Source organism: Variovorax sp. GW823-FHT04B03 (genome assembly GCF_058796495.1).
The window spans coordinates 276,896-302,497 of sequence record NZ_JBXAIT010000002.1 but is presented as its reverse complement, the minus strand read 5'-3'; the positions used below and the strand labels follow the sequence as shown (position 1 = coordinate 302,497).

Sequence of the window (25,602 nt, the reverse complement as noted above, 5' to 3'; positions counted from 1 at the left end):
GATGGGTCCTGGAGGCGGAGAGCGATCGTTCAGTGCGACAGGTGCAAGCCGCATTCGCGGTTGTCCTCGCCCTTGGTCGGGTCCACGTAGTCGAAGTTGTTGGGCAGGCCGTTGGCTTCGCAGTATTCGTACAGGTCCTTGGACGACCAGTGCAGCAGCGGCGCGACCTTGATCAGGCCGTCCGGGTTCACGCTGACCGGGTCCATCTGCGCGCGCACGGCCGTGTCGGTGGCCCGCAGCGCGGTGAACCAGACCTTGGGCGCGGTCTCGCGCAGCGCGCGGGCAAAGGGCTCCAGCTTCACTTCTTCGGTGAAGGCGGCATGGCGCGGATCGTCCAGCGCCGGCGTGGCGCCTTCGACCGCTTCGCGGTGCGCGCGCGAGCGGCGCGGCAGGTAGATGTGCAAGTCCAGGCCCAGGAGCTTCGTCACCTCGTCGGCAAAACGGTAGGTGGCCTCGGTGTTGTAGCCGTTGTCCATCCAGACCACCGGCACGTCCCGCTTGGCGCGCGTGACCATGTGCAGGATCACGGCCTCGAAGGGGCGGAAGTTGGTGGTGATGATCGCGGGCTGGCCCAGGCCGACGGCCCAGTCCACCAGGCCCTCGGCGTTGCGGCCGAGTTCGGTGTTGATGCGTGCGAAGTCGATGTCGGTGGCGATGCTCATGGGGCTCTCTTGTCTGCTCAGGCGCCGGCGACGAAGTGCGGCACGGTCTTCACCGCATCGCCCTGGTAGAACGTGGCGAAGCGGTCGAACTGGCGCTGTGCGTCGGAGGCGTCCACGCCTTCCTTGAGCACGGCGCTGGAGAAGCCGGTGCGTTCCATCTGCACCAGCTGGTCGATCAGCACGTCGCCGGTGGCGCGGATGTCGCCCGTGAAGCCGAGGCGGCGGCGCAGCAGAAAGGCCTGGCTGTAGGCGCGACCGTCGGTGAACTTCGGAAAGTTCAGGTCGATGCGCTCGATGTCGGCCAGGCACACCTCGATGGCGAGCGGGTCGGCGTCGTTGGCCAGTTGCAGGACCTTCGGGTCGCCGTCGTCGATGTGTTCTTCGGCGGAAAGAATATTCAGAGTCTTTTTCATGCTGCTTCCTCCACCTTGAATCGCGCACCGTTGGCTGCGGCCTTGAACGGGTCGTGGCCCACGCGGCGCAGGGTGTCGATGAAGGTCTCGCCGTTGGCGCGGGTGTCGCGGTACGTGGTGAGCACGGCCTCGATCACGCCGGGCACTTCGGCTGCCGAGAACGAGGGGCCGACCACCTTGCCGGCCTGCGGCGCGCCGCTGAGCGCGGAGCCGTCGGAGCCGCCGAGGGTGACCTGGTACCACTCCTTGCCGTCCTTGTCGACACCCAGGATGCCGATGTGGCCGCTGTGGTGGTGGCCGCACGAGTTGATGCAGCCGCTGATGTGCAGGTCGATCTCGCCCAGGTCGTCGAGCTCGTCGAGGTCCTGGTAGCGCTCGGTGATGGCTTCGGCGATGGGAATGGAGCGGGCGTTGGCCAGCGCGCAGAAGTCGCCGCCGGGGCAGGCGATCATGTCGGTCAGCAGCTGCACGTTGGCGCTGGCGAAACCGGCGGCGCGGGCGGCGAGCCACAGCGCGTGCAGGTCTTCGGCGTGCACCCAGGGCAGCACCACGTTCTGGTCGTGCGTCACGCGGGCTTCACCGGCCGAGAAGCGGTCGGCCAGCTCGGCGATGGTGTCGAGCTGGTCGCCCGAGGCGTCGCCGGGCGCCTGCTTCAGGCGCTTGAACGACAGCGTCACGGCGCGCAGCGCGGGGTTCTTGTGGGCGTCGACGTTGCGGGCCAGCCAGCGGGCGAACATGACGTCGTCGGCGGCGTGGGCGCGCAGCTCGGCGTCGGTCTTCTCGGCGCTTTGCAGCACGCGGGTGGCCAGCGTCGGCGGCACGAAGGAGGCGGCCACGCGGTCGTACTCTTCCTGCGTGATGGTGTGCGGTGCGCCGTCGTGCTCGAGGATCTGCTTGTACTCGGCCTCGACGTCGTCGATGTAGCGCTGGCCTTCGGCCTTCACCAGGATCTTGATGCGCGCCTTGTAGATGTTGTCGCGGCGGCCGTAGCGGTTGTAGACCCTGATCACCGCTTCGAGGTAATTCATGATCTGCTGCCAGGGCAGGAACTCGCGCAGCACGGTGCCGATGATGGGCGTGCGGCCCATGCCGCCACCCACCTGCACGCGGAAACCGATGTCGCCCGCTTCGTTCTTCACCACGTGCAGGCCCACGTCGTGCCAGCCGGTGGCGGCGCGGTCTTCGGTGGCGCCGGTGATGGCGATCTTGAACTTGCGCGGCAGGAAGGCGAACTCGGGGTGCAGCGTGCTCCACTGGCGCATGATTTCCGCGAAGGGGCGCGGGTCGGCGATCTCGTCGACCGCAATGCCGGCGCGCTCGTCGCTCGTGATGTTGCGGATGCAGTTGCCGCTGGTCTGGATGCCGTGCATGTCGACCGAAGCCAGCAGGTCCATCACGTCGGCCGACTTGGCCAGCGGAATCCAGTTGTACTGGACGTTCTGGCGCGTCGTGAAGTGGGCGTAGTGGGTGGGCAGCTTGTGGCTGCCGAGCAGGCCCTGGGTCTCGATGGCCTTGCGGTAGACCTCGGCCTCGGGCTCGTCGTATTCGCGGGCGATGCGGGCCAGCACGCGCAGCTGCTTGCTCGACAGCTCGCCGTACGGCACGGCCACGCGCAGCATCGGCGCGTAGCGCTGCACGTACCAGCCGTTTTGCAGGCGCAGGGGGCGGAACTCGTCCTCGTGCAGGCGGCCCTTTTGCCAGCGCTCGAGCTGGTCTCGGAACTGGGCAGCGCGTTGGTGAACGAACTGGCGGTCGAATTCTGTGTATTGGTACATCGTGCGTATGTGTCTTGAAGAAGTGCGGTGCCGCACGTACAACGGGGGCGCCCCAGCAAGAAGCCCCGGATTCTGAAAGCCCGCCTTATGGAAACAAACTATTTTTTGGTTCGCGTCTTATGCGGATAAGCTTATTCACCAGCATCCATGCGGGTTGCGAGGCGGTTGGTTGCTTATTCCGGATAAGGCGCGACGGCCGGCGCGGGGTCGCCGGACGCTGGATTCTAGGAACCCGGGGGCACCCGCGCAGGGCGCCTACCGCAGCTTGAAGTCGAAGCCGAGGGTCTGCGGCGAGCTCAGCAGCTGCCGGGCGGCCTTGTCGGCCTGATGTTGCGCATTGAGCCATTCCCGGGCCAGCCGGGCTTCGGTCCGGTTCAGGTGCTCGATGCCGTGGTGGCGCTCCTTCGACCAGGCCTGGAAGCACTTCACCACCCGCAGCGGATCGCCGATCTGCTCCTCGATCCGCAGCCGGTAGATGTCCGCGGCCACCATGACATCCTTCAAAGTGAAGTTCTGGCCTTTGACGTGGACCACGTAGGGGACCACATAAGAAGTTGTCCTGGCGAGATCGCTCATGCCTTCATCCGTGCCTCAAGTCGCTGCCTGTGCCGCAGATTAGCGGCGGGTATCGAAATGAAACTGAGCGTTTCTGAGCGCCGCAGCGGCGCCCGATCCGCTGTGGACTAGCGCCGGATGAGCGTCTTGGCGTGGAAGCGGTAGCCGGCGTTGCGCGCCGTGTTGATCGGCAGCACCAGCCCCGTGGCCTCGCTGACCTTGCGCCGCAGGCGGCGGATCTGGGTGTCGAGGCGGCGCTGGTCGTAGCTCAGGTAGTGCTCGCCCAGGGCCTGCACGATCTGCTGGCGGCTGGCGATCTCGCCGGCGCTGCGCATCAGCTCGTGCAGCACCGTGAGGTCCTGTTCCGACAGCGCAATGGGCGCAAAGCCCGGCGGCGACAGCCGGCGCGGGCCCAGCTCCAGCACCCAGGCGTCGGCCGGCAGCGCGGCGGGCGAGTCGCCCAGGCGCCGCGACAGCGCCGCCAGCGTGGCCGCCAGTTCATCGAGGTCGGTGGTCTTGGACAGGTAGTAGTCGGCGCCGATGTCCAACCCCGTCACGCGGTCGCGCGCGCCGCCGCGCGCCGTCAGCACGACGATGCCCAGGCGCTCGCCGCGTTCGCGCAGCTCGCGGATCAGCGACAGGCCATCGCCGTCAGGCAGCCCGAGGTCGACCAGCGCGATGCCGTGGCGGGCCGGGTCGTAGGTGCGGTGGAAGCCTTCGAGCGACGCCTCGGCATCGACCCGGTAGCCGCTGCCGGTCAGGAACTCGCTCAACTCTTCGCGCAGCACGGCTTCATCTTCCAGCAGGATCACATCACGCATGGGAACAGGGTAGGGGCTGGTGGCCGAGGGAATCTGAGCGTTTCTAAGCGCGGCGAAGGGCGCGCAGATTCTAGGTGCGGCCTCGATAATCCGCGCCCATGAAACGCCTTGCTCGGTGCCTGTGGCGGTGCGGTTGTCTTGCCGTGCTGGGCCTTCTCTTTTCTGCCTCGGCCACCGCAGGGGTGCTGCGGCTGAATCCGTCGGCGAGCGTCGACAGCCACGGCCAGTTGTCGATGCTGCGAGACCCCGAAGGGCGCCTCAGCGCTGACGAAGCCGCCGCCGCCCCGGGCTGGAAGGCCTTGCCCGGGGCCGTGAATGCGGGCTTCACGCGCGACGCCGTGTGGATCAAGCTCGAGGTGCAGCGCCCGGCCGACGCACCGCAGCAGCGGTGGCTGGCGCAGTTCAGGAACGCGCTGCTCGACGACGTGCGGCTGTACCGCCGGGACGACACCGGCCGCTGGCAGCTGGCCGTGCACTCGGGCGAAGACATCGGCCGCGAGCACTGGCCCGTCGACGCACGCAACGTGCAACTGCCGCTCACGCTGGAAAGCACCGAACCCACGCCGCTGCTGCTGCGCCTGCAGTCGCGCAATGCCATGTCGACCACCATCGGCTTCGCCGCGCCCGAGGTCTACGCGGGCACCGCGCGGCGCGAGTACCTCTTCTACGGCCTGGGCTTCGGATTCGGCCTGATGCTGCTCGCCTTTCACACGCTGTTCTGGCAGATGACGCGCGAGCGCCTGAGCGCCTGGTACCTGGTCTATGTGGCGAACGCGCTGCTGGTCGAGTTCCTGACGGCCGGGCTGCCGCAGCAGCTGCTGGCCATGCCCGCGCGGCTGTCCGACCTGCTGCTGAGCCTGTCGATCTGCGCCGGCGTGGCCATCGGCATCCGCTTCGCCGGCATGCAGCTGGGCACCGACGTGCAGTGGCCGCGCTTCACCCGCGTGGCGGTGCGCGTGGTGGGCCTCGTGAGCGCCATCGCGGTGGCGCTGGTGCTGGCCGGCGCCAATGGCCTGGCCATGCAGGCGGTGCAGGGGACGGCGATGCTGTGCATCGTCTACCTGATCGCCGCCGCGCTGTGGTTGCTGCCGCGCGACCAGGGCCAGGCGCGGGCCTTTCTCGTCATCTTCGGCATCTACTACGTGGGCGTGATGGTGAGCTTCCTGCGCAACCAGGGCTGGCTGCCGGCCGGCGCCTGGACCGACAACGCGACCGCCGTGGGCACGCTGCTGCACCTGCTGCTCATGAGCATGCGGCTGAACCGCCGCTACGACCAGCTGCGCCGCGAGAAGGAAGCCGCGCAGGCGCGCCTGGTGCACGTGGTCGGGCGCCAGAACGACCGGCTGGAAGACGAGGTGCGCAAGCGCACGGCCGACCTGCGCGGCGAGATCGAGCAGCGCCAGCGCCTCGAGGTCGACCTGCGCGCGGCGCTGGAAACCGAGCGCCGCGCCAAGCAGTCGCAGGTGGACTTCGTCGCCATGGTGTCGCACGAGTTCCGCACGCCGCTGGCCATCATCCACACCACCGCGCAGCAGATCGCCAAGAACCTCGATGCCGCGCGCGAGAAGACCCTGGCACGCTGCCTGAACCTGCGCGCTGCCGCGCAGCGCATGACCGCGCTGGTCGACGAGTACTTGACCTCCGATCGCATGGAAGCCGGCCAGACGCCATTCCAACCGCGCCCTTGCGAGCGCGACGAGTTGCTGGAGCTGTTCGAGGACCTGGTGGCCGACTGGCCCGACGGCCGCGTCGTGTGGCAGGGCAGCCATCTGCCGCCGCAGCTGGTGTGCGACCCCGGGCTGCTGCGCGTGGCGCTGCGCAACCTGCTGGCCAACGCCGATCGCCACACGCCGGCGGGCCGGGCCATCGTGCTCGACGTGGTGCCGGCGGGACCGGATGGGGAGGGCGGCCTGAACATCCGCGTGAGCAACCCCGGCGACGCGATTCCGCACGACGAGGTGCCGCGGCTGTTCGAGAAGTACTTCCGTGGCCGCCAGGCGGCGCGGTCACCGGGCGCTGGCCTCGGCCTGTACCTCGTGCACCAGATCGCCGAGTTGCACCGGGGCCGGGCCCGGCTCGACAGCGCCGGGCAGGACGGTCACGTGCGCTTCAGCCTCGCATTGCCTTGAGAAGGTGCTGCTTCAGCGCAGCATCGACGACATCGCCGAACAACAGTTCAGCATGCGCACCGCCGACTCCACCGAGTCGGCGCTGAAGCGCAGCGTCACGCCGTCGACGCGCTCGAAGCTCGGCCACTGGCAGAACAGGTCGGCCATCATCGGCGACTGGGTGCGCAGCGTGACCACCTGCGGGCCCTGGAAGACCAGCGGGCGTGCGTTGGCACGCGAGGCCAGCCCTTCGATTACGCCGGCGCGGATCGCCTGGCGCGATTGCTCCGGCGAGAGCGACACGCCGCTGTTGAAGCCGGTCGCCTTCTTGGTCTGCACGAAGCTCGCATGCGGAAAGAGCGCCCGGTTCTCGGAGATGAACACGTCGTCGCCGCTGGCCATCACCACCGGCACGCCGTACTCGCCGGCCAGCGCGCCGTAGAGTCCGGCTTCGCCCAGTTCCTGGTTGCCGAGCGAGATGCTCGCGAAGGCGAAACTGTTGATCGTGTGCGCCAGGATGCCCCGGCCCTGCGCGCGCGAGTGGTAGCCCACCATGCACAGCGCGTCCACGCCTTCTTCCACGCCGGCCACCATGCTCAGGTAGCGCGGCTTGCCTTGCACGACACGGGCGCGTGCATCGAGCACATCGGGCGGCATGTTGCGAAAGCCGCCGTGCGAGTCGTTCACCAGCACCTCGGTGGCGCCGGCGTCGAAGGCGCCGGCAATCGCGGCGTTGGCCTCCTGCGCCATCAGCACGCGGGCGCGTTCGTACTCGGGGTTGCCCTGGCGCGCCTGCTCGTGGTGGTAGACGCCCGCAACGCCTTCGATGTCGGTGGAGATCAGGACTTTCATGGACGTGTGTTTCAGGCGAGAGGTGAAAGGGAAGACGCCGGCAGCAGTTCGCCGAGCGCCGCGAGGTGGTTGCCGTCGCGGCCCGTGACCGGCGTGGCGCGCCACAGCGCATGAAGTATGGCCTGCTCGGTGCTGTCGGCCGCGGCCTGGAACAGCCCGTCGAGCCGCGTGTCGTGCAGCATCGCCACGGCCGGCATGGGCCGGTCCGCGTGGTCGGGGATCGTGTAGGCGGTCGAGAAGGCCAGCACGAGGTCGCCGCTGCCGTGGCCATAGACCGAGCCGGTGCGGGCCAGCCCCGCGCCTGCGCGCAGCGCCAGGCGGCGCAGCTGGCGCGCGTCGAGCGGCGCGTCGGTGGCGACGACGATGATGATCGAGCCCTTCTCGGGCTCAGCCGCTTCCTTCGCTGCCTGCAATGCCGCGAGCCGTTCGCCCACCGCGTGCCCGGCCAGCACCAGCTGCGGCTGGCGCCCGTAGTTCGCGAGCACCAGCGTGCCCACCGTATGGGTCGTGCCGTCGGCCATCGCCACGCGGCGCGACGCGCTGCCGATGCCGCCCTTGAGCTGGAAGCTCGACATGCCGCGCCCCGCGCCGACCGAACCCTGTTCGAAATCGACCCCGGCGGCGTCGAGCGCCTGCAGGTAGTCGGCCTCGGTCACGGCCAGCCGCTGGATGTCGTTGAGAAAACCGTCGTTGCACTCGAAGACCAGCGGGTTCACCGTGGGCAGCGCGCGGCCGGTCTCGGGATTGGCCGCCGCGCAGTGGCGGATCTGCGCCGTCGCCACGGTGCCGACCGAGAAGGTGTTGGTCAGCGCGATCGGCGTTTCCAGCACGCCGAGTTCGGCCAGCTGCACCAGCCCCACGCTCTTGCCGAAGCCGTTGAGCACCACGGCCGCGGCCGGCACCTTGTCGCGGAACGGGTCGCCCGCATGCGGGCGGATCACGGTCACGCCGGTCTGCACCGGGCCGTCGGCCAGCGTGCGGTGGCCGACCGTGACGCCCGCGACGTCGGTGATGGCGTCGCGCGTGCCCGCAGGCAGCGTGCCGATGAAGGGCAGGGAGGTCGTCGAGGCCATGAAGAAAGAAAAAGAAGAACGGGCTTACTGGCGGTCGATCTTCGGATCGAGCGCGTCGCGCAGCGCATCGCCCAGCAGGTTGAAGGCCAGCACGGTGAAGAAGATGGCCAGGCTGGGGAACAGCGCCACGTGCGGCGAGGTCACCATGTCGGCGCGCGCTTCGTTGAGCATCGCGCCCCACTCGGGCGTCGGCGGCTGCGCGCCCATGCCCAGGAACGAGAGGCTGGCCGCCGTGATGATCGAGGTGCCCACGCGCATCGAGAAGTACACGACGATCGACGAGATCGTGCCCGGCAGGATGTGCCGCACGATGATGGTCCAGTCGGACGCGCCGATGCTGCGCTCGGCCTCGATGTAGGTCTGCTGCTTGAGCACCAGCGTGTTGCCGCGCACCAGGCGCGCAAATGCCGGCACGCTGAACACCGACACCGCCACCACCACGTTGGTCATGCTGCTGCCCAGGATGGCCACCACGCCCAGCGCCAGCAAAATGCCGGGGAAGGCGAACAGCACGTCCGAGATGCGCATCACGATGCGGTCCCACCAGCCTTCGTAGTAGCCCGCCAGCAGGCCGAAGGCCGTGCCGATGATGCCGCCCACCAGCACCGACAAAAAGCCGGCCGCCAGCGAGATGCGCGTGCCCGCCAGGATGCGGCTGAAGATGTCGCGGCCCAGCGGATCGACGCCGAACCAGTGCGTGGCCGAGGGCCCGCTGTTCAGCATGTCGTAGTCGAAGAAGTTCTCGGGATCGAAGGGCACGATCCACGGTGCGAACACCGCGATCACCACCAGCAGCAGCACGAACACCGCTGCGACGATGCCGACGGGCTGCTTCTTGAAACGGCGCCAGCATTCGCCCCAGGGCGTGCGGACCTTGCCGGCGGTCAGCGCAACGGCAACGGGGGACAGTGGAACGATGGATTCGGCAGACACGCCGGTAGCTTGCGTCATGGCTGCATGCTCACTTGTAGCGGATGGTCGGGTTGATGTAGCCATAGAGCACATCGACCACGAGGTTGATCAGGATGAATTCGAGCGAGAACAGCAGCACCAGTGTCTGGATCACGGGGTAGTCGCGCATCTGCACGGCATCGACCAGCAGGCGGCCCAGGCCGGGCCAGTTGAACACCGCCTCCACAAGGATGGAGCCGCCCAGCAGGAAGCCGAACTGCAGGCCCATCATCGTGACCACCGGGATCAGCGCGTTGCGCAGCGTGTGCTTGAACACCACGCTGGTTTCATGCACGCCCTTGGCGCGCGCGGTGCGCACGAAGTCTTCCTGGATCACCTCGACGAAGGAAGCGCGCGTGAAGCGCGCCATCACGGCGGCCACGGCCGCGCCCAGCGTGATCGAGGGCAGGATGTAGTGCTGCCAGGTCGCGGCGCCCACCGTGGGCAGCCAGCCGAGCTGCACCGAGAAGATCTGCATCAGCAGCATGCCCAATGCAAATGCGGGGAATGAGATGCCCGACACCGCCAGCGTCATGCCGATGCGGTCGGGCCATTTGTTGCGGTACACCGCCGACACGATGCCGATCCCCATGCCGAAAATCACCGCCCACACCATGCTGGTGATGGTCAGCATCACCGTCGGGAAGAAGCGCTCGGCAATCTCCGTCGACACCGGCCGCCGCGTGCGGATCGAGGTACCGAAGTCGCCTTGCACCATGTGGGTGAAGAAGCTCACGAACTGCTGCGGCAGCGGCTTGTCCAGCCCGAGCTCCGCGCGCACCATGGCCACGGTCTGCTCGTCGGCATCCTGGCCGGCGGCAAGGCGCGCCGGGTCGCCGGGAAGCATGTGGACGAACAGGAACACCAGCACTGCCACGATGAGCAGCGTGGGGATCAGGCCCAACAGTCGTTTGAGGAAGTAGTTCAGCATGGGATACGGTTGTCGCGAACGGGCGATGGCACGGTGCCAGCGCCCGCCGGACAGTCAGTCAGGGAAACGAAGGAGCCGCGATCAGTTCGACACCGACATGGCATCGATGTTGATGTTCGCGTCGGGCATCACGAACACACCCGACAGGCGCTTGGCGTGCGCCGACAGGTTCTGCTCGGTGACCAGCGGCACGCGCGGCAGGTCCTTGCGGATCTCTTCCTGCGCGGTCTTGTACAGCGCGGCCTTTTCCTTGTCGTCCACGGTCACGAGCGCCTTGGCGATCGCGGCGTCGACCACGTCGCTCTTGTAGAACGACATGTTGTTGAGCTTGGGCGCCCACGACTCGGAAGCGAACAGCGGACGCAGGCCCCAGTCGGCTTCACCGGTCGACGACGACCAGCCCGTGTAGTACATGCGGACCTTGGCCGTCTTCGGATCGGGCCAGGCATCGACCTGCTCGGTGCGCTGGCCCACTTCGAGCGCCTGCACCTGCAGCTTGATGCCCACCTGTGCGAGCTGCTGCTGCACGAACTGGATCGTCTTCTGGCTGGTCGTGTTGTTGTAGGCGCTCCACAGCACCGACTCGAAGCCGTTCGGGTAGCCGGCCTCGGCCAGCAGGGCCTTGGCCTTCTTCACGTCGTAGGGAATGGGCGCCATCTTCTCGGCGAACTTTACGCCCTGGGGCATCACGCCTTGCGCGGGGAAGGCGTAGCCGCCGAAGGCCACCTTCGACAGCGCTTCCTTGTTGATGGCGTAGCCGATGGCTTCGCGCACCTTCGGGTTGTCATACGGCTTTTGCAGCATGTTGAAGGCCAGGAAGCGCGTGATGATCGAGGGCGATGCCACCACTTCGAGCTTGTCGCTCTTCTTCAGCAGCTCGGCTTGCTCGTAGGGAATGGGGAAGGCAAAGTCGGCTTCGCCAGTCTGCAGCATTGCGGCGCGCGTGTTGTTCTCGAGCACCGGCTTCCATTGCAGGTTGTCGACCTTCGGGTAGCCCTTCTTCCAGTAGCCGTCGAACTTCTTGGCCTTGACGGCGTCGGTCTGCTTCCACTCGACGAACTCGAAGGGGCCGGTGCCCACGGGGTGGAAGGCGATGTCCTTGTTGCCCCACTTCTTCAGCGCGGTGGGCGAGATCATGGCGGCCGAGGCGTGGGCCAGCGAGTTGATAAAGGGGCCGAAGGGCTCCTTCAGCGTGATGCGCACGGTGGTCGGGTTCACTGCCTCGACCTTGCCCACGCGGTTGAACTGGTTGTAGCGCAGCAGCTTGTTGTCCTGGTTCAGCACGCGGTCGAGCGTGACCTTCACGGCTTCGGCGTTGAAGTCGGTGCCGTCGTGGAACTTGACGCCGCTGCGCAGCTTGATGGTGTAGACCAGGCCGTCCTTGGACACGTCGTAGCTCTCGGCGAGCACGTTCTGCACCTTCAGGTCCTTGTCGAACTGGAACAGGCCTTCATAGAAGGTCTTGGTCACGGCCGTGGTGATGGTCGTGTTGGTGTTGTACGGGTCCAGCGTTTCCGGCTGGTAGCCGATGGCCAGCACCACGTCTTTGGCAGCCAGTGCCGAGCCCGAGGCGGCGAGCGCGGCCAGGCCCAGCAATGCGGATGCCCAGCGCAGGGAGGAAGAAGATTGCTTCATGGAAGAACTCCAGTCGGTTCGTGGAAAAAATGCAGGGGGCCTGCGGGTGAAAAAACGGTTCGGAATCAGAAGGCGCCGCCAATGGCATGCCGTGCCACGAAGTGGCCGGGCGCGACCTGCACCAGCGGCGGCACGTCGGGCTCGTCGCCCACGGCGCGGATCGGGCTGGGGATCTCGCCTTCGAGCAGCGCGCGCGGCTTGTGGCGGCGCGACGGGTCGGCCACCGGCACGGCCGCCATCAGCTTGCGCGTGTAGGGGTGCTGCGGCGCTTCGAACACGGCGCGGCGCGGGCCGATCTCGACGATCTGGCCCAGGTACATCACGGCCACGCGGTGGCTGATGCGCTCGACCACGGCCATGTCGTGCGAGATGAACAGGAACGCCACGCCCAGCTCGCGCTGCAGGTCGAGCATGAGGTTGACGATCTGCGCCTGAATGGACACGTCGAGCGCCGACACCGACTCGTCGGCCACCACCACCTTCGGGTTCAGCGCGAGCGCACGGGCGATCGCGATGCGCTGGCGCTGGCCGCCCGAGAACTCGTGCGGATAGCGCTGCGCCACCTCGGGCGGCAGGCCGACCTTCTGCAGCAGCCAGTCGACGCGCTGCTGCGCCTCGGCGCCCTTGGCGATGCCGTGGATGAGTAGCGGCTCCATGATCGAGAAGCCCACCGTCACGCGCGGATCGAGCGAGGCGAAGGGGTCCTGGAAGATGAACTGGATGTTGCGGCGCAGTGCCTGCAGCTCGCGCGTGGGCAGCTCGCGGATGTTCTTGCCGCCGAACTCGATCGCGCCACTCTGGCTCTCGACCAGGCGCAGCAGCGAGCGGCCCGTGGTCGACTTGCCGCAACCCGATTCGCCCACCAGTGCCAGCGTTTCGCCGGGGTACAGGTCGAAGCTGATCTTTTCCACCGCATGCACGCGGCGCTTCACGCGGCCGAAGATGCCACTGCGCACGTCGAAGCGCGTCACGAGGTCGCGCACGCGCAGGATCGGGCCGGCGTCTTGGCGCACGGTGGTCTGCGGCGTGGTGTAGGTGCAGGGCACGGTCTCGGTGCTGTCTTCGGTGCCGGACTCGGTACGAAGGAGCTCGAACTTGGCCGGCAGGTCGGTGCCCTGCATCGCGCCGAGCTTGGGTACGGCCGACAGCAGCGCCCGGGTGTAGGGGTGCTGCGGCGCCGCGAACACGGTGTCGGAGCTGCCGGCTTCGACCTTGTCGCCGCGGTACATCACGAGCACGCGGTCGGCGATTTCGGCCACCACGCCCATGTCGTGCGTGATGAAGAGCACGCCCATGCGCATCTCTTTCTGCAGCTCGCGGATGAGCTGGAGGATCTGCGCCTGGATCGTCACGTCGAGCGCGGTGGTGGGCTCGTCGGCAATCAGCAGCTGTGGCTTGCACGACAGCGCCATCGCGATCATCACGCGCTGGCGCATGCCGCCCGAGAGCTGATGCGGAAAGCGGTCGAGCACGTTGCGCGCTTCGGGGATGCGCACGAGTTCGAGCATGCGCAGCGCCTCGGCGCGCGCCGCCGCATTGCTCTTGCCCTGGTGGATGCGGATGGCCTCGGCGATCTGGTCGCCGGCGGTGAACACCGGGTTCAGCGAGGTCATCGGCTCCTGGAAGATCATCGCGATGTCCGCACCGCGGATGCCGCGCATCGTGCTGTCGCGTGCCTGCGCCAGGTCGAGCACCTCGCCGTTGCGGCGGCGGAAGGCCATGCTGCCGCCGAGGATGCGGCCACCGCCGTGCTCCACCAGCCGCATCAGCGCGAGCGAGGTGACCGACTTGCCCGACCCCGATTCACCCACCACTGCGAGCGTTTCGCCGTGGTCGACGTGGAAGGACAGCTCCTTGACGGCATCGACCGTGCGCTCGGAGGTCGAGAAACGCACGGTGAGGTCGTCGACGGCGAGGACGCGGCCGTCGGGCAGGTTCAGGGCAGGGGAGGACATGGCGGATGCGGGAGAAAAAGAGGGCGGGCGTCAGGCGAAGATGGCGGTGACCGGGGCTTCATCGCCGCGCGCATGGCCGCGATACATGCCTTCGGTGTTGAAGGCCAGGCTCAGGTTGCCGTGGCGGTCGACGGCGATCAGGCCGCCGGTGCCGCCGATGGCGGGCAGCGACTCGTGCACCACGGCGTGCGTGGCCGCTTCGAGCGTGGCGCCGCCGTAGGCCATGCGCGCGCAGATGTCGTAGGCGGCTGCGACGCGGATGAACATTTCGCCGCTGCCGGTGCACGAGATGGCAGCGGTGCGGTCGTCGGCGTAGGTGCCGGAGCCGATGAGCGGCGTGTCGCCGACGCGGCCCACGCGCTTGTTGGTCATGCCGCCGGTCGAGGTGGCGGCGGCCAGGTGGCCGTGGATGTCGAGCGCCACGGCGCCGACGGTGCCGAACTTCTTGTCTTCGTCCAGCGGCGGCTTGGTCATGGCGGCGCCTTCGTGGTCGGTGACCACGCGGCCGGTGTCGCGCACGCGGTACAGCTGCTGGCGGCGCGCGTCGGTCGAGAAGAAGAAGGGCTCGACCATCTCCAGCCCGCGGTCGCGCGCAAAGGCCTCGGCGCCCGCGCCGGCCAGCAGCACGTGGGCGCCGTCCTCGAGCACGGCGCGCGCGGCGCGCACCGGGCGGCGCACGTGGCTCACGCCGGCGATGGCGCCGGCGGCGAGCGTGGTGCCGTCCATCACGGCGGCGTCGAGCTCGTGCGTTTCTTCGTGCGTGAACACCGCGCCGTAGCCGGCATTGAAGAGCGGGCAGTCTTCGAGCATCTCGACCGCCAGGCAGGTGGCGTCGAGCGCGGACATGCCCTTGAGCAATGCGGCCTGCGCGGCGCGCACGATGGCCTGCAGCGCGTCGTGGTAGGCCTGCGCCTGCTCGGGGTTGGTCGTCGAGGCGCTGATGGTGCCGGCGCCGCCGTGGATGGCGATGACGGGCGTGACGTTCTTCATCGGGAAGCTTTCTTCTTTTTCTTGCCGGCGTCGGAAGCGACGGCGGCGGGGAGGGAGGGCATGGAGACTTCGCCGCGCGCATGGCCCTGGCCCAGCCCGCCGTGCAGCCACGGGCGCACCGCCTGCAGGATGCGGCCGGCCGACTGCGCCGCGCCGGGCGCGCGCAGGGCGACGGCGCTGGTCAGTGCCTCGATCAGCGCGAGCACGCTGGTCTCGCAGTTGGGGCGGTAGCTGGTTTCGGTCTGGCCGTACAGCACCACGTCGGCCAGCGGTGCGATGGGCGAGCTGGGCCGGTCGGTCAGCGCGAGCACCGCGCAGCCTTGGCCGCGCGCGATCTGCGCGAGTGCCACCGTGTCGGTGAGGTAGCGCGGAAAGGTGAGGCCGATGAACAGGTCCTGCGGCCCCGCATGCATCAGCGTGCGCGCCGAGTGCGTGACGCCGCTCACGCTGGAGAGCATGCGCACGTCGCTGCAGGAACCATCGAGCCCGTGCTGCAACAGCCCCGCGAGCCAGGCGCTGGCGCCGAAGCCGCCGATGTAGATCGAGCGGGCCTTCAGGATGCGCTGCACCGCGGCCTCGCAGGCGGCGTAGTCCAGCGACTGGCGCGTGGCTTCGATGTTGCGGCGGCTCTCGTCGAGCGCGGTGGCGAACACCTCGGCCACCGTGGTCGGGTGCTCCAGGTTGCCGCGCAGCCGCTCGACCGGCGCCACCAGCGGCTCGAAGCCGCGCACGAGCTCGGCGCGGAAGGCGGCGTAGCCGTCGAAGTCCAGCGCGCGCGCAAAACGGTTGGCCGTGGCCACCGACACGCCGGCCGCGGCGGCAAGCTCGTCGATGGGCAGCGTCGCGACCTGCAGCGGATGCCCGAGCACGAAGTCGGCCACCTGCCGGTGCGAACGCGTCAGCCGCGGCAGCGCCTGCGCAATGCGCTGGGCCACGGTGGTGCCTGGGGTGTCGACGTTGGTGCTCATGGGGCGGGCGATGCACCGGGAAGGGTGCGAGTGATGTAAATCAGTTTACAAATATATGTCAGTTATGAAAATTTTCTGTCATTCCCGAGCGATATCGCAAGTAGCGGGCCAGCCGCGAGGGGCTTTGGCAAGGGGCGGAAGGGGCGTGTTTCCCTTGTGGGGCGCCGTGTTCGGGGCCGTCGGGGCGCGGTCTTCAGGGATTTCCCTGATGCTGTCGTTTCATCCCCACGGGCGGGGGATCGGGGGCTTTGGAAACGAACGAATTAACTGCGATGGCCGGGTTGCATGGCCACATTGACGGCCTTCAGGCCAGCCCTGAGTATCCCGAGCGGTGCGATTGGCACCGGGGAACGAGGAACCAAAAAATGAGACAGGAATGGCTTCGCCGCGCGTGCGCGGTGATGGGCGGCTTTGTGCTGATGGCGGCCCTGTCCGCCTGCGGCGGGGGTGGGGGCGGAGGAGGTGGCGGGGGCGGTGTGCCGTTGATCCTGCCGCCGACGGGCACGGCACCGGTGCAGCCGGCGCCGTCGGCCAATGGCCGGGTGGTGTCGGACACCGTGACGTCGAGCGTCAACAACGTGCGCTACCCGATCGAGGTCTTCATTCCGGCCGCCTACGACAGCAGCAGCGACACCGTGCCGATCATCTACGCCTTCGACGGCGACGCGACCAACGGCCTGCCCGACACGCGCTTCACCAACCTCAAGAACGTGCTGCTCAAGCGCGGCACCAAGGCCATCCTCGTGGGCATCGGCTACACCGCGCGCCGGCAGGAGGACTACAACTTTCCGGGCGCCAACGCGTACCACACCTTCCTCACGAAGGACCTGGTGCCGTTCATCGAATCGAAGTACCGCGCCGACCCGAAGAAACGCATGCTCACGGGCCTGTCGACCAGCGGCAACCTTGCGGCCACGGCGTTGTTCCTGGAGGCGCCCGACAACCTCGTGTTCTCGTACTTCATTTCCATCGAGGCCGCCTTCTGGCAGCAGGAGGCCGAGAACAACGCGCTCGAAAAGAAGATGTTCGACGCGCTCGCGGGCCGGCCGCTGCCCGTGACGCTGATCCTGGCGCACTGCGCCAGCGGCTGCAACGAAGTGCCGGTGAAGGCGATGTACAAGCGGATGTCCGAGCGGGGCTACACGGGGCTGCAGCTCATCGACACGGAGTTCAATTCCACGCACGTGGGCACGGACGTGCTCGCGTTCGACGACGCGATCGTGCGGATCTTCAAGTAAGGCCTTGCGGCGAACCGGGCAACCCGGTTCGCGCCACATGCTCAGTTGGCGGAAGGACTCGGCGGGTAACCGGCTTCCGTCAACGCCGCCACCAGCGAGGGGCGGTCTTCGGTGGTGTCGATGCGCACCGTTCTTTGCTTCACGTCCACTTCGAGCCTGGCCTGCGGGTCCAGGTCCTTGATGGCGCGGGTGATGCGGCCGGCGCAACTGCCGCAGGTCATCGACTGGATTTCAAACGCTTGCATGGGGTGAGTCCTTTCAAAAGAGTGACTCGCAGTGTCAAGCTTGGCATCGTGTGAAGGTCAAGCGCGTCGAACGCCTGACCCCTGGCGTGCCAAGGTCATGCGCCGTTTGCGTTTGACTCTCTCATGGTGTGAAGGTTGAGACTTCGCGCTTTGGCTCGAAGGAGAACCCCCATGGAACATCCCACGGCGCCGGCTGCTGCTGCGGCGCGCTTGTCCCTTGTCGATGTCGTTGCGCGCTCCGGTGCATCCGCGCAACTGCTGAGCGATTGCGAATCGCTCGGGCTGCTCGACGACACGGCGCACGGCGGCCGTTATGACGAGCGCGCTGTGTCGACACTGCGCTTCGTGCGACGCGCACACACGCTGGGTTTCGACACGCCGGAAGTCGTGGAACTGCACGCCCTGTGGCAAGACGGTCGTCGTGCAAGCTTCGACGTGAAGCGCGTCGCACTCGAACGCGCCGACGACCTGGCCCAGCGCATCGAAGAGCTTGCGCACATGAAGCGCCTGCTGGAGCGCCTGGCGCATTGCTGCGAAGGTGACGGGCGCCCGGAATGCCCGATCCTCGATGAACTGGCCGGGCTCAAGGGATTCGCCGGCTGCGAAGCGCGGCGAGCCTGAAACCCATCCTCAACCTGGAATGTTCGGCTCGACCAGCTGCGCCAGTGCAATCAGCGATTCCTGCCAGCCCAGGTAGCACATCTCGACGGGAATCACGTCGGGGATGCCTTCCTGCACGACGGACATGTCCGTGCCGCACGAGACCGCGGTCAGGACCACCGTGGTCTTCATCGTGCCCGGCAGGTGGGGATCGTCGAAGCTCGCGTCGTAGGCAATGCGCTGGCCGGGCACGAGTTCCAGGTATTTGCCGCCGAACGAATGGCCGTGGCCGGTGCCGAAGTTGGTGAAGGACATGCGCCACGCGCCGCCCACCACCGGCTCCATGGTGTGGACCTTGCCGGTGAAGCCGAAGGGCGGCAGCCAGCGCTCGAAGGCGCCGGGCTCCACGAAGGCTCGGTAGAGCTTGTCGGGGGTGGTGCGCAGCACGCGGTGCAGGCGGACGGTGTTGGTGGCCATGGTTGCTTTCTCCTGATGAAGTACAGAGGACGACCCTCTGTGATGACGTCGGATGAGCCCGCTGCGATTCGACAGGTGCAGGATCAGGAAAAACCCTGAGCCCACACCCCGCGCCTCAATCGATGAACCGCGCGACGATGTCCTGGAACGACGGCAGGTCCATCTGCGTGTGGCCGCCTTCGTAGCCCTTCAGGCTCAGCTGCAGCCCCTTGTAGTTGCGCGCGGCGATCTGGTCGCGCAGCGCGGTGATCTCCGGGCCGCCGACGTTGCTGATGGCATAGCCCAGCAGCAAAGTCACGGGAATGTCGCGCGTGCCGCTGTTGGCGTACATCTGGCTTTCGAGCGGATCGAGCTGGCCGCGCGCGCCGGCGGCGGGCGGGTCGGATGCGAAGAAATGCTGGAAGGCGAACGTGCCCGCCGCGCCTTCGGTGAAGAAGGCGATGACCGTGAAGACGCCGCCGTTCGACAGGCCCGAGAGCATGCGCCTGGCCGGGTTGGCCCGGTAGTTCGATTCGACATGCGGCACCAGCTGGGCGGTGAGGAACTCGTGGTACGCCTTGGCGCCCGGCATCAGGTAGTCGGTGTTGCGGCGCGAGGTGCCGCCGATGCCGACCACGATGGCTTTCTTGCCGGCCTTCTCGAGGATGTCGGTGAAGTTCTGGAAGCGCGTCACGCTCTGGTTGTAGACCGCGTCGCCGTCGGTGATGTAGACCGTGGGGTAGGTCGCGGTGGCGCCGTCGTAGCCGGCCGGCAGGTAGACCTGGATCGGGTAGGTCGCGTCCGTGGCGGTCGACTTCATCGAACTGCTGACCACCCGCCCGCGCCCGGTGTCCGCGGGCGGCGGCGTCGGCGTGCCGCCGACCGGTGGCAACGGCAGCATCGCCACACCGCCTCCGCCGCCCCCACCACCCCCTCCGCCGCCGCAACCTGACAACCCCAGCAGCAGGGCGCAGCCTGCTGTGAACATGAGCCGGCGAAGAATCCCTCTTGTCTGCATGTGGTGTTCCTTGTTGGTGAGAACCGCGGTGGCGGAAGCCGGGGCGATCTTAGGGGGTATGGGGTGCCGCCGTCTTCTGCATGAACACACTCAACGGATCGTCCGGGTAGTCGCCGAAGCGCTCGCGCCGCGCATACCCCGCACGCGCATAGAAGGCCAACGCCTCGGGCTGGCTCACGCCCGTCTCCAGCCGGAACATCGCGCATCCGCGCGCCGCCGCCTCGGCTTCGAGAAAGCCCAGCACCTTCGCCGCGACGCCTTGCCCGCGGTTCTGCGGGCGCACGTACATGCGCTTGAGTTCGCCGTAGCCGGGGTTCATGACGACAGCGCCGCAGCCGATGGCCGTGCCGGCCGCGTCGCGCGCGACGGCGAACAGCACATGGGCTGCCGACAGCGCGGCAATGTCGATGCCGTAGTGGCTCTCGGGCGGGTACAGCGGCTTCTGGTACGCATCGAGGTCGTCGATGAGCTGGATGACGTCGGGCTGGTTCGGGTTTTCGATCGAGATCTGCATCGTTCGATCGTAGCGAGCCGAAGCGCCGCAAAGCCCGACGCGCGACGGGGTTCTGCGCGGCGGCCAACAATGGCCGCGTCATTCATCTTGTTCGTCAGTTCATTGATTGAAGGAGTAGAACTTTGGAATACCGTCATCTGGGCAAATCAGGCCTCAAGGTCCCCGTGTTGAGCTTCGGCACCGGCACCTTCGGCGGCAAGGGCGAGTTTTTCAGCGCATGGGGCAGCACCGACGTGGCCGAGGCGCGCACGCTGATCGACATCTGCATGGACGCCGGCGTGAACATGTTCGACAGCGCCGACATCTACTCGGGCGGCGCCGCCGAATCGGTGCTGGGCGAGGCGATCAAGGGCCGCCCGCGCGACCGGCTGCTGATCTCGACCAAGGCCACCTTCCGCAGTGGCGAGGGGCCGAACGACGTGGGCTCGTCGCGCCACCACCTCGTGCAGGCGGTCGATGCCTCGCTGAAACGGCTGGGCACCGACTACATCGACCTGTTCCAGCTGCACGGCTTCGACGCCAGCACGCCGGTCGAAGAAACGCTGTCCACGCTCGACGACCTCGTGCGCGCGGGCAAGCTGCGCTATGTGGGCGCGTCGAACTTCTCGGGCTGGCACCTGATGAAGTCTTTGGCGGTGTCGGAGCAGCGCGGCTATGCGCGCTACGTGGCGCACCAGGCCTACTACTCGCTGGTCGGGCGCGAGTACGAGTGGGAGCTGATGCCGCTGGCGCAAGACCAGGGCGTGGGCGCGGTGGTCTGGAGCCCGCTGGGCTGGGGCCGGCTCACGGGCAAGATCCGCCGCGGCCAGCCGTTGCCGGCCAACAGCCGCCTGCACGTGACGGCGGACATGGGCCCGCCCGTGCCCGACGAGCTGCTGTACCGCGTGGTCGAGGCACTCGAAAAAGTCGGCGCCGAGGTCGGCAAGACGGTGCCGCAGGTCGCGCTCAACTGGCTGCTGCAACGCCCGACGGTGTCGAGCGTGGTGGTCGGCGCGCGCGACGAGGCGCAGCTGCGCCAGAACCTCGGCGCGGTGGGCTGGAACCTCACGCCGGCGCAGGTGGCCGAGCTCGACGCGGCCAGCGCGACCACGCGCACCTACCCGTACTGGCACCAGCAGGGCTTCAAGGAGCGCAACCCGAACCCCGTCTGACCGGGTTCAGTCGGGTGTCAGCCCCAGCACCCACTGCTTGAACTGCTCCAGCGCCCCGGAGGCCGGCCGGCCTTCGGGGTACGCGAAGTAGTAGCCCTGGTGCACGTCCAGGTGCCGGTCCACCGGAATCACGAGTTCGCCGGTGCGCAGCTCCTGCTCGACCAGGATGCGCGGCGCCAGCCCCACGCCCATGCCCGCCGCCGCGGCGGCCACGACCATGGTGAACAGCTCGTAGCGCGGCCCGCGCGAGGCGTGCACCGTGTACTCCCATTCCTGCTGCGCGTACCAGTCGCGCCAGGCGTGGGCGCGCGTGCTCAGGTGCACATGGCGGCAGCGCTCGAAGCCGGCTTCGTCCCACCGGGCCTGCGCGTCGCGGAACGCGGGGCTGCAGATGGGCACCATCTCGCCTTCGGAAAAGATCAGCCCGCCGCGCGTGTTCGGCCAGAACTGGTCGCCGAAATAGATCGCCGCGTCGTAGGCGTTTTCCTGGAACGAGAAGGGCTGCGAGCGCGCCGACAGGTTCACCGTGATGTTCGGGTGCAGCCGGCTGAAATCGGGCAACCGCGGAATGAGCCATTGCGTGGCAAAGGTCGGCACCACGGCCAGTTCGAGCACGAAGCCCATCTCGTGGCCGGCGCTGATCTCCAGCGTGTCGCGGCGGATCTGGTCGAGGTGGCGGCGGATGCGCGCGGCGTACTCGCGGCCCACGTCGGTGAGCGTGAGCCGCTTGCGCACGCGCGAGAACAGCGGCACGCCCAGGCGCTGTTCCAGCATCGCCACCTGGCGCCCGACCGCGCTTTGCGTGAGCGCCAGCTCGGTCGCCGCGCGGGTGAAGCTCCCCAGGCGCGCCGAGGCCTCGAAGGCCTGCAGCGCGCCGAGGTTGGGAATGTCTTTTCTCATCGCGCTATTCTGGCGGGAGCTTGCGCGGCCCGGGCAACGGCCCGGGCCCGCACATCGAAGACACGGAAAGGCATCACATGCGGCGTGTGGCGATCATCGGCGGCGGGGCCATCGGCTCGGCCATCGCGTACTTCCTGGGCGCCGACCCCAAAGGCGAGGCCTTCGACATCACGGTGGTGGAGCGCGACTTCTCGTACCGGCAGGCCTCGTCGGCACTGTCGGCCAGCTCGATCCGGCAGCAGTTTTCCACCGCCATCAACATCGAGATGTCGCTCTATGGCATCGAGTTTTTCCGCACGCTGGGCGAGACCCTGCGTGTGGGCGATGACGACGTGCCCGATATCGGCCTGGTCGAGCCCGGCTACCTGTACCTGGCCTCGCCGGCAGGCGTCGACGTGCTGCGCGAGAACCACGCGATGCAGAAGGCGCATGCGGTGGACGTGGCGCTCTTGACGCCCGAGGAATTGAAGGCGCGCTTCCCGTGGCTCTCGACCGAGGGCATCGCACTCGCATCGCTCGGCCTCTCGGGCGAGGGCTGGTACGACGGCTACAGCCTGCTGCAGGCCTTTCGCAAGAAGGCGGTGTCGCAAGGCGTGCGCTATGTGCAGGCGCAGGCGACGGGCCTGCAGCGCGAGGGCCGCCGCGTCACCGGCGTGCAGCTCGACGGCGGCGACACGCTGCATGCGGACATCGTCGTCAACGCGGCGGGCGCGTGGGCGGCGCCGGTTGCGCAGTGGGCCGGCATCGCGCTGCCCGTGCACGGGCGACGCCGCAGCGTGTTCAGCTTTTCATGCCCGAGCGCCTTGCCGGGCTGCCCGCTGGTCATCGATACCTCGGGCATCTGGCTGCGGCCCGAAGGGCGCCTGTTCATCTGCGGCTTTGCGCCGCCCGAAGACCGGGACCCCGACGATGCACCGCTCGAAGTCGATCACGAGGCCTTCGAAAGCTTCATCTGGCCGGCGCTGGCCGAACGCATCCCGGCCTTCGAAGCCGTCCGAATGACCGGCGCCTGGGCCGGCTACTACGAGATGAACGTGTTCGACCACAACGCGATCCTCGGCCTGCACCCGGACTGCGACAACCTCTACTTCGCGAACGGCTTCTCGGGCCACGGGCTGCAGCAGTGCCCGGCGGCGGGGCGCGGCATCGCGGAGCTGATCCGCTTCGGCGGCTACCGCAGCCTCGACCTGTCGCCGCTGTCGTTCGCGCGCATCCTCGAGAACCGGCCGCTGCGCGAGAAAAACATCATCTAGGGGTGCTGCTCCGCCGGCTTGATGTCCCCCACGGGCGACAGCAATGCCGGGTCGAAGGCGGCGAGCGCGCGGCCTTCCTTCAGGCGTCGCGGCCAGTCGGGGTTCGACAGCGCGCCGCGTCCCAGCGCCACGAAGTCGGCACCGTCCGCGAGCGCCGCTTCGGCGCGCCCCGGATCGTGCAGGCTGCCGTTGGCAACGATCGCAATCCCCGGCGCGTGGCGGCGCGCGAGCTGCAGCAGGCTCGGTCCCGCATCGCCGAAGGCCGGTCGCCAGGCTTCGAACTCGGTGACGTGCAGGTAGTCGATGCCGCTGTGTGCCAGCGCTCCGAACACCGTCGCCGCACCGGCTTCGGCTTCCGGCCACTTGTGGCCGAAGTCGTTGACCTTGCCTTGCGAGATGCGCACGCCGACCGGTGCCGACGCGCCCAGCATCTGCCGCACGGCACGCACCACCTCGACCGTGAGCTGCACGCGCTGCGCGAGGGCGCCGCCCCAGCGGTCGGTGCGCGTGTTGGTGTGGCCGGTCAGGAACTGGTCGAGCAGGTAGCCGTTCGCGCCGTGGATCTCCACGCCGTCGAAGCCCGCCACTTCCATCGCCAGCAGCGCGGCCCGGGCGAAGCCGCGAATCGCCTCGGCGATGTCGGCATCGGTCATCGCGCGGGGCACCGGGTACTCGCCTTCGCCGCGGTAGGCCGTCATCTGCGTGCCCAGCGGGCGAACGGCCGACGGCCCCGCCGTGCGGTCGCGAAAGCGGTTGAACTGCGACAGCGCGCCCGCATGCATGAGCTGCGCGATGGCGCGCCCGCCCGCGCCCTGGATCGCCTTCACCACCGGGCGCCACGCGCGGGCCTGTTCGCCATCGATCAAGCCGGGCTGGCGGGCATAGCCTTGCGCGTACGCCGTGTCGGTGTAGATGCCTTCGGTGATGACGAGCCCGAAGCCGCCCCGCGCAAAGCGCTCGTAGTAGCGGGCCATGGTGCCGTTGGCGTGGCCCTCGGGCGAGGCGCTGACGCGCGTCATCGGCGCCACGGCCAGCCGGTTGGGCAGCTGCAGGCCGTGCAGCGTCGCCGGCGCGAGCAGCGGCGTGCTCATCGGGCGTCTCCGGGCGCGACGGCGATGGCCTCGATCTCGATCATCGCGTCGGGCGAGTACAGGCCCGAGACCTCCACGATGGTGTCGGCCGGGTAGGGCGCCGAGAACCACTGACGGCGCAACTCGACGATCTTCGGAAAGTTCGCCATGGAGGTCAGGAAGATCGTCACCTTGACCACATTGCCCAGGCCCGTGCCGGCGGCCCGCAGCACGCGGTCGAGGTTCTTGAAGGCCTGCTCGGCCTGGCGGTCGAAGTCGCCCTTGCCGACGATCTCGCCGTCGTCGCCGATCGCGGCCTGGCCGGAGACGAAAACGAGGTTGCCGAGCTGGATGGCCTGGGACAGCAGGAAGGGCGCGTAGGGGTCGGGTTGCGTGTGGATCTGCTTGGGTTGGAGTTGCATGACAGGTGCCTTTGATGGTGAATTTCAGATCAGCCGTGGAAGTGGTTTCTTCCCGCGACCCCTGAAATTTAGGGACGAAGAGGGTGCCCGACAAAGGCTGATTTTTCAGCCGATGGATGAGTTGAGCTAATCTGTCCGCATGCGAAGACTTCCTCCCCTGGGCGCATTGCGCGTGTTCGAGGCCGCGGCTCGCCGGCTGAGCTTCAAGGCGGCTGCCGACGAGCTGCACGTCACGCCCACCGCCATCAGCCACCAGATCAAGCAGCTCGAGGAAACGCTCGAGGTGCGGCTGTTCGAACGCGGCACGCGGCAGGTGCACCTGACGGCCGCCGGGCACCAGCTGTTCCCCGCGCTGCGCGACGGCTTCGACAGCTTCGAGCGCGCCGTCGACGGCGTGCGCCGCCTGAAGGGCACGCGCATCGCCACGCTGTCGTCCACCGTCGGTTTCATGGCCCGGCGGCTGGCGCCGCGCGCGGGCACCTTCCGCGACCTGCACCCCGAATGGACGCTGCGGCTGGACGCCACCAACCAGGTCGTCGACCTCGACACCGAGGCCGACGCGGCGATCCGCTACGGCAACGGCCGCTACGCCGACCTGGTCGTCGAGCCGCTGTTCCAGGACCACTACGCGCCGGTCTGCAGCCCCGCGCTGGCGGTCGCGGCCAAGAAAGACCTGCGCGCCGTCTCGCTGATCCATTTCGAATGGGGCCGCGCGGGGCGCGACGAAACGCTGGCGCCCGTGTGGCGCACCTGGCTCGCGCGCGCGGGCCGCACCGATGTCGATGCGCAGGCCGGCCTGTCGTTCACCGAAGAGATCCACGCGGTGCAGGCCACGGTCGCGGGGCAGGGCGTCGGCCTGCTGAGCCTGGCGCTGGTGGCCGACGAGCTGGCGTCGGGCCTGCTGGTGCAGCCCTTCGCGTTGTCGGTGGAGAGCTACCGCTACGACCTGGTCTACAGCCCGCGCGCCGCCAGCCGGCCCGCGACGGTGGTGTTGCGCGACTGGGTACACCGCGAGTTCGGCGCTGGCGAAAAGAAGGCATAGTGGC

Annotated in this window: 26 protein-coding genes; 6 read left to right on the top strand and 20 right to left on the bottom strand. The window is 68.1% G+C overall.

Features of this window, described 5'->3' with window-relative positions:
• Positions 1-29: 29 nt before the first annotated feature.
• The 5 genes from AC1RAD_RS10160 to AC1RAD_RS10140 all read right to left on the bottom strand — a co-directional run bounded on the left by AC1RAD_RS10160 (position 30) and on the right by AC1RAD_RS10140 (position 4,226).
• A complete protein-coding gene (locus AC1RAD_RS10160; protein WP_139706772.1) occupies positions 30-662 on the bottom strand; it encodes a phosphoadenosine phosphosulfate reductase domain-containing protein in 633 nt (210 codons plus the stop codon).
• A gap of 17 nt (positions 663-679) precedes the next feature.
• Positions 680-1,075 carry a DUF934 domain-containing protein gene (locus AC1RAD_RS10155; protein ID WP_492734695.1) on the bottom strand — a complete coding sequence of 132 codons (396 nt, stop codon included), beginning with the start codon at positions 1,073-1,075 and terminating at the stop codon, positions 680-682.
• Positions 1,072-2,850, bottom strand: coding sequence for a nitrite/sulfite reductase (locus AC1RAD_RS10150; RefSeq protein ID WP_307692958.1), 1,779 nt, complete (start codon positions 2,848-2,850; stop codon positions 1,072-1,074). Before AC1RAD_RS10150 ends, AC1RAD_RS10155 begins: the two co-directional genes overlap by 4 nt.
• A 255-nt stretch (positions 2,851-3,105) precedes the next feature.
• Positions 3,106-3,426, bottom strand: coding sequence for a hypothetical protein (locus AC1RAD_RS10145; RefSeq protein ID WP_139705889.1), 321 nt, complete (start codon positions 3,424-3,426; stop codon positions 3,106-3,108).
• 107 nt (positions 3,427-3,533) lie between these two features.
• On the bottom strand, positions 3,534-4,226 hold the full coding sequence (locus tag AC1RAD_RS10140) for a response regulator transcription factor (protein ID WP_062472505.1): 693 nt from the start codon (positions 4,224-4,226) through the stop codon (positions 3,534-3,536).
• Between the two features lie 98 nt (positions 4,227-4,324).
• On the opposite strand from AC1RAD_RS10140, the gene AC1RAD_RS10135 reads away from it, so the two are divergent.
• Positions 4,325-6,355 carry a sensor histidine kinase gene (locus AC1RAD_RS10135; RefSeq protein WP_492734694.1) on the top strand — a complete coding sequence of 677 codons (2,031 nt, stop codon included), beginning with the start codon at positions 4,325-4,327 and terminating at the stop codon, positions 6,353-6,355.
• Between the two features lie 12 nt (positions 6,356-6,367).
• Here AC1RAD_RS10135 and AC1RAD_RS10130 read toward each other — a convergent pair whose 3' ends face one another.
• The 8 genes from AC1RAD_RS10130 to AC1RAD_RS10095 all read right to left on the bottom strand — a co-directional run bounded on the left by AC1RAD_RS10130 (position 6,368) and on the right by AC1RAD_RS10095 (position 15,689).
• Positions 6,368-7,186: a M55 family metallopeptidase gene (locus AC1RAD_RS10130; RefSeq protein WP_492734693.1), complete on the bottom strand. Its 819-nt coding sequence runs from the start codon at positions 7,184-7,186 to the stop codon at positions 6,368-6,370.
• 11 nt (positions 7,187-7,197) lie between these two features.
• Positions 7,198-8,259 carry a DmpA family aminopeptidase gene (locus tag AC1RAD_RS10125; RefSeq protein WP_492734692.1) on the bottom strand — a complete coding sequence of 354 codons (1,062 nt, stop codon included), beginning with the start codon at positions 8,257-8,259 and terminating at the stop codon, positions 7,198-7,200.
• A 24-nt stretch (positions 8,260-8,283) separates the two neighbouring features.
• Positions 8,284-9,210: a glutathione ABC transporter permease GsiD gene (gene gsiD, locus AC1RAD_RS10120; RefSeq protein WP_062472514.1), complete on the bottom strand. Its 927-nt coding sequence runs from the start codon at positions 9,208-9,210 to the stop codon at positions 8,284-8,286.
• A gap of 10 nt (positions 9,211-9,220) precedes the next feature.
• Complete coding sequence (gsiC, locus tag AC1RAD_RS10115) at positions 9,221-10,141, bottom strand: glutathione ABC transporter permease GsiC (protein ID WP_062472516.1); 921 nt, start codon at positions 10,139-10,141, stop codon at positions 9,221-9,223.
• An 81-nt stretch (positions 10,142-10,222) separates the two neighbouring features.
• Positions 10,223-11,776: a glutathione ABC transporter substrate-binding protein GsiB gene (gsiB, locus tag AC1RAD_RS10110; RefSeq protein WP_070060868.1), complete on the bottom strand. Its 1,554-nt coding sequence runs from the start codon at positions 11,774-11,776 to the stop codon at positions 10,223-10,225.
• Between the two features lie 65 nt (positions 11,777-11,841).
• Positions 11,842-13,731: a dipeptide ABC transporter ATP-binding protein gene (locus AC1RAD_RS10105; protein ID WP_492734691.1), complete on the bottom strand. Its 1,890-nt coding sequence runs from the start codon at positions 13,729-13,731 to the stop codon at positions 11,842-11,844.
• Positions 13,732-13,761: 30 nt separating this feature from the next.
• Positions 13,762-14,721 (bottom strand): isoaspartyl peptidase/L-asparaginase family protein, encoded by a 960-nt coding sequence (locus AC1RAD_RS10100; protein WP_492734690.1) that lies wholly within the window; start codon positions 14,719-14,721, stop codon positions 13,762-13,764.
• Positions 14,718-15,689, bottom strand: coding sequence for a MurR/RpiR family transcriptional regulator (locus AC1RAD_RS10095; protein ID WP_062472523.1), 972 nt, complete (start codon positions 15,687-15,689; stop codon positions 14,718-14,720). The genes AC1RAD_RS10100 and AC1RAD_RS10095 overlap by 4 nt, the downstream gene beginning before the upstream one ends.
• Before the next feature lie 365 nt (positions 15,690-16,054).
• Here AC1RAD_RS10095 and AC1RAD_RS10090 point away from each other — a divergent pair, with 365 nt between their 5' ends.
• Entirely contained in the window at positions 16,055-16,927 is an 873-nt protein-coding gene (locus AC1RAD_RS10090; protein ID WP_492734689.1) for an alpha/beta hydrolase, read from the top strand.
• A gap of 41 nt (positions 16,928-16,968) precedes the next feature.
• Here the strand turns inward: AC1RAD_RS10090 and AC1RAD_RS10085 are convergent, their stop codons facing one another.
• Complete coding sequence (locus AC1RAD_RS10085) at positions 16,969-17,172, bottom strand: heavy-metal-associated domain-containing protein (RefSeq protein WP_062472532.1); 204 nt, start codon at positions 17,170-17,172, stop codon at positions 16,969-16,971.
• 171 nt (positions 17,173-17,343) lie between these two features.
• Here AC1RAD_RS10085 and AC1RAD_RS10080 point away from each other — a divergent pair, with 171 nt between their 5' ends.
• A complete protein-coding gene (locus tag AC1RAD_RS10080; protein ID WP_492734688.1) occupies positions 17,344-17,793 on the top strand; it encodes a MerR family DNA-binding protein in 450 nt (149 codons plus the stop codon).
• A 9-nt stretch (positions 17,794-17,802) separates the two neighbouring features.
• On the opposite strand, the gene AC1RAD_RS10075 is transcribed toward AC1RAD_RS10080, so the two are convergent.
• From AC1RAD_RS10075 to AC1RAD_RS10065, 3 genes are all read right to left on the bottom strand, one after another.
• Positions 17,803-18,249 carry an SRPBCC family protein gene (locus AC1RAD_RS10075; RefSeq protein ID WP_492734687.1) on the bottom strand — a complete coding sequence of 149 codons (447 nt, stop codon included), beginning with the start codon at positions 18,247-18,249 and terminating at the stop codon, positions 17,803-17,805.
• A 115-nt stretch (positions 18,250-18,364) separates the two neighbouring features.
• The gene (locus AC1RAD_RS10070) at positions 18,365-19,216 is read right to left on the bottom strand and encodes an alpha/beta hydrolase (protein ID WP_492734686.1); all 852 of its coding nucleotides are present in this window, start codon (positions 19,214-19,216) and stop codon (positions 18,365-18,367) included.
• Positions 19,217-19,295: 79 nt separating this feature from the next.
• Positions 19,296-19,760: a GNAT family N-acetyltransferase gene (locus tag AC1RAD_RS10065; protein ID WP_492734685.1), complete on the bottom strand. Its 465-nt coding sequence runs from the start codon at positions 19,758-19,760 to the stop codon at positions 19,296-19,298.
• A gap of 122 nt (positions 19,761-19,882) precedes the next feature.
• Here AC1RAD_RS10065 and AC1RAD_RS10060 point away from each other — a divergent pair, with 122 nt between their 5' ends.
• Positions 19,883-20,911 (top strand): aldo/keto reductase, encoded by a 1,029-nt coding sequence (locus tag AC1RAD_RS10060; protein ID WP_070060858.1) that lies wholly within the window; start codon positions 19,883-19,885, stop codon positions 20,909-20,911.
• 6 nt (positions 20,912-20,917) lie between these two features.
• Here AC1RAD_RS10060 and AC1RAD_RS10055 read toward each other — a convergent pair whose 3' ends face one another.
• Positions 20,918-21,811, bottom strand: coding sequence for a LysR substrate-binding domain-containing protein (locus AC1RAD_RS10055; protein ID WP_070060857.1), 894 nt, complete (start codon positions 21,809-21,811; stop codon positions 20,918-20,920).
• Between the two features lie 77 nt (positions 21,812-21,888).
• Here AC1RAD_RS10055 and AC1RAD_RS10050 point away from each other — a divergent pair, with 77 nt between their 5' ends.
• Entirely contained in the window at positions 21,889-23,064 is a 1,176-nt protein-coding gene (locus tag AC1RAD_RS10050; RefSeq protein ID WP_159271657.1) for an NAD(P)/FAD-dependent oxidoreductase, read from the top strand.
• On the opposite strand, the gene AC1RAD_RS10045 is transcribed toward AC1RAD_RS10050, so the two are convergent.
• Both AC1RAD_RS10045 and AC1RAD_RS10040 read right to left on the bottom strand, forming a co-directional pair.
• A complete protein-coding gene (locus tag AC1RAD_RS10045; protein ID WP_159271658.1) occupies positions 23,061-24,155 on the bottom strand; it encodes an oxidoreductase in 1,095 nt (364 codons plus the stop codon). The two genes, AC1RAD_RS10050 and AC1RAD_RS10045, sit on opposite strands and share 4 nt — an antisense overlap.
• Positions 24,152-24,556 carry a RidA family protein gene (locus tag AC1RAD_RS10040; protein WP_159271659.1) on the bottom strand — a complete coding sequence of 135 codons (405 nt, stop codon included), beginning with the start codon at positions 24,554-24,556 and terminating at the stop codon, positions 24,152-24,154. Before AC1RAD_RS10040 ends, AC1RAD_RS10045 begins: the two co-directional genes overlap by 4 nt.
• Positions 24,557-24,695: 139 nt before the next feature.
• Between AC1RAD_RS10040 and AC1RAD_RS10035 the strand changes: the two genes are divergently transcribed.
• The gene (locus AC1RAD_RS10035) at positions 24,696-25,598 is read left to right on the top strand and encodes a LysR substrate-binding domain-containing protein (protein WP_159271660.1); all 903 of its coding nucleotides are present in this window, start codon (positions 24,696-24,698) and stop codon (positions 25,596-25,598) included.
• Positions 25,599-25,602: the final 4 nt, after the last annotated feature.

Excerpts from the sequence above, each read along its gene's own strand:
- AC1RAD_RS10130 (WP_492734693.1), bottom strand. The coding sequence starts at position 7,186 with ATGAAAGTCCTGATCTCCACCGACATCGAAGGCGTTGCGGGCGTCTAC.
- AC1RAD_RS10150 (WP_307692958.1), bottom strand. The coding sequence starts at position 2,850 with ATGTACCAATACACAGAATTCGACCGCCAGTTCGTTCACCAACGCGCT.
- AC1RAD_RS10160 (WP_139706772.1), bottom strand. The coding sequence starts at position 662 with ATGAGCATCGCCACCGACATCGACTTCGCACGCATCAACACCGAACTC.
- AC1RAD_RS10140 (WP_062472505.1), bottom strand. The coding sequence starts at position 4,226 with ATGCGTGATGTGATCCTGCTGGAAGATGAAGCCGTGCTGCGCGAAGAG.
- AC1RAD_RS10045 (WP_159271658.1), bottom strand. The coding sequence starts at position 24,155 with ATGAGCACGCCGCTGCTCGCGCCGGCGACGCTGCACGGCCTGCAGCTG.
- AC1RAD_RS10145 (WP_139705889.1), bottom strand. The coding sequence starts at position 3,426 with ATGAGCGATCTCGCCAGGACAACTTCTTATGTGGTCCCCTACGTGGTC.
- AC1RAD_RS10090 (WP_492734689.1), top strand. The coding sequence starts at position 16,055 with ATGAGACAGGAATGGCTTCGCCGCGCGTGCGCGGTGATGGGCGGCTTT.
- AC1RAD_RS10070 (WP_492734686.1), bottom strand. The coding sequence starts at position 19,216 with ATGTTCACAGCAGGCTGCGCCCTGCTGCTGGGGTTGTCAGGTTGCGGC.
- AC1RAD_RS10065 (WP_492734685.1), bottom strand. The coding sequence starts at position 19,760 with ATGCAGATCTCGATCGAAAACCCGAACCAGCCCGACGTCATCCAGCTC.
- AC1RAD_RS10105 (WP_492734691.1), bottom strand. The coding sequence starts at position 13,731 with ATGTCCTCCCCTGCCCTGAACCTGCCCGACGGCCGCGTCCTCGCCGTC.
- gsiB (WP_070060868.1), bottom strand. The coding sequence starts at position 11,776 with ATGAAGCAATCTTCTTCCTCCCTGCGCTGGGCATCCGCATTGCTGGGC.
- AC1RAD_RS10050 (WP_159271657.1), top strand. The coding sequence starts at position 21,889 with ATGCGGCGTGTGGCGATCATCGGCGGCGGGGCCATCGGCTCGGCCATC.
- AC1RAD_RS10080 (WP_492734688.1), top strand. The coding sequence starts at position 17,344 with ATGGAACATCCCACGGCGCCGGCTGCTGCTGCGGCGCGCTTGTCCCTT.
- AC1RAD_RS10085 (WP_062472532.1), bottom strand. The coding sequence starts at position 17,172 with ATGCAAGCGTTTGAAATCCAGTCGATGACCTGCGGCAGTTGCGCCGGC.
- AC1RAD_RS10135 (WP_492734694.1), top strand. The coding sequence starts at position 4,325 with ATGAAACGCCTTGCTCGGTGCCTGTGGCGGTGCGGTTGTCTTGCCGTG.
- AC1RAD_RS10100 (WP_492734690.1), bottom strand. The coding sequence starts at position 14,721 with ATGAAGAACGTCACGCCCGTCATCGCCATCCACGGCGGCGCCGGCACC.
- AC1RAD_RS10125 (WP_492734692.1), bottom strand. The coding sequence starts at position 8,259 with ATGGCCTCGACGACCTCCCTGCCCTTCATCGGCACGCTGCCTGCGGGC.
- AC1RAD_RS10095 (WP_062472523.1), bottom strand. The coding sequence starts at position 15,689 with ATGAGCACCAACGTCGACACCCCAGGCACCACCGTGGCCCAGCGCATT.
- AC1RAD_RS10055 (WP_070060857.1), bottom strand. The coding sequence starts at position 21,811 with ATGAGAAAAGACATTCCCAACCTCGGCGCGCTGCAGGCCTTCGAGGCC.
- AC1RAD_RS10035 (WP_159271660.1), top strand. The coding sequence starts at position 24,696 with ATGCGAAGACTTCCTCCCCTGGGCGCATTGCGCGTGTTCGAGGCCGCG.
- AC1RAD_RS10040 (WP_159271659.1), bottom strand. The coding sequence starts at position 24,556 with ATGCAACTCCAACCCAAGCAGATCCACACGCAACCCGACCCCTACGCG.
- gsiD (WP_062472514.1), bottom strand. The coding sequence starts at position 9,210 with ATGACGCAAGCTACCGGCGTGTCTGCCGAATCCATCGTTCCACTGTCC.
- AC1RAD_RS10155 (WP_492734695.1), bottom strand. The coding sequence starts at position 1,075 with ATGAAAAAGACTCTGAATATTCTTTCCGCCGAAGAACACATCGACGAC.
- AC1RAD_RS10075 (WP_492734687.1), bottom strand. The coding sequence starts at position 18,249 with ATGGCCACCAACACCGTCCGCCTGCACCGCGTGCTGCGCACCACCCCC.
- gsiC (WP_062472516.1), bottom strand. The coding sequence starts at position 10,141 with ATGCTGAACTACTTCCTCAAACGACTGTTGGGCCTGATCCCCACGCTG.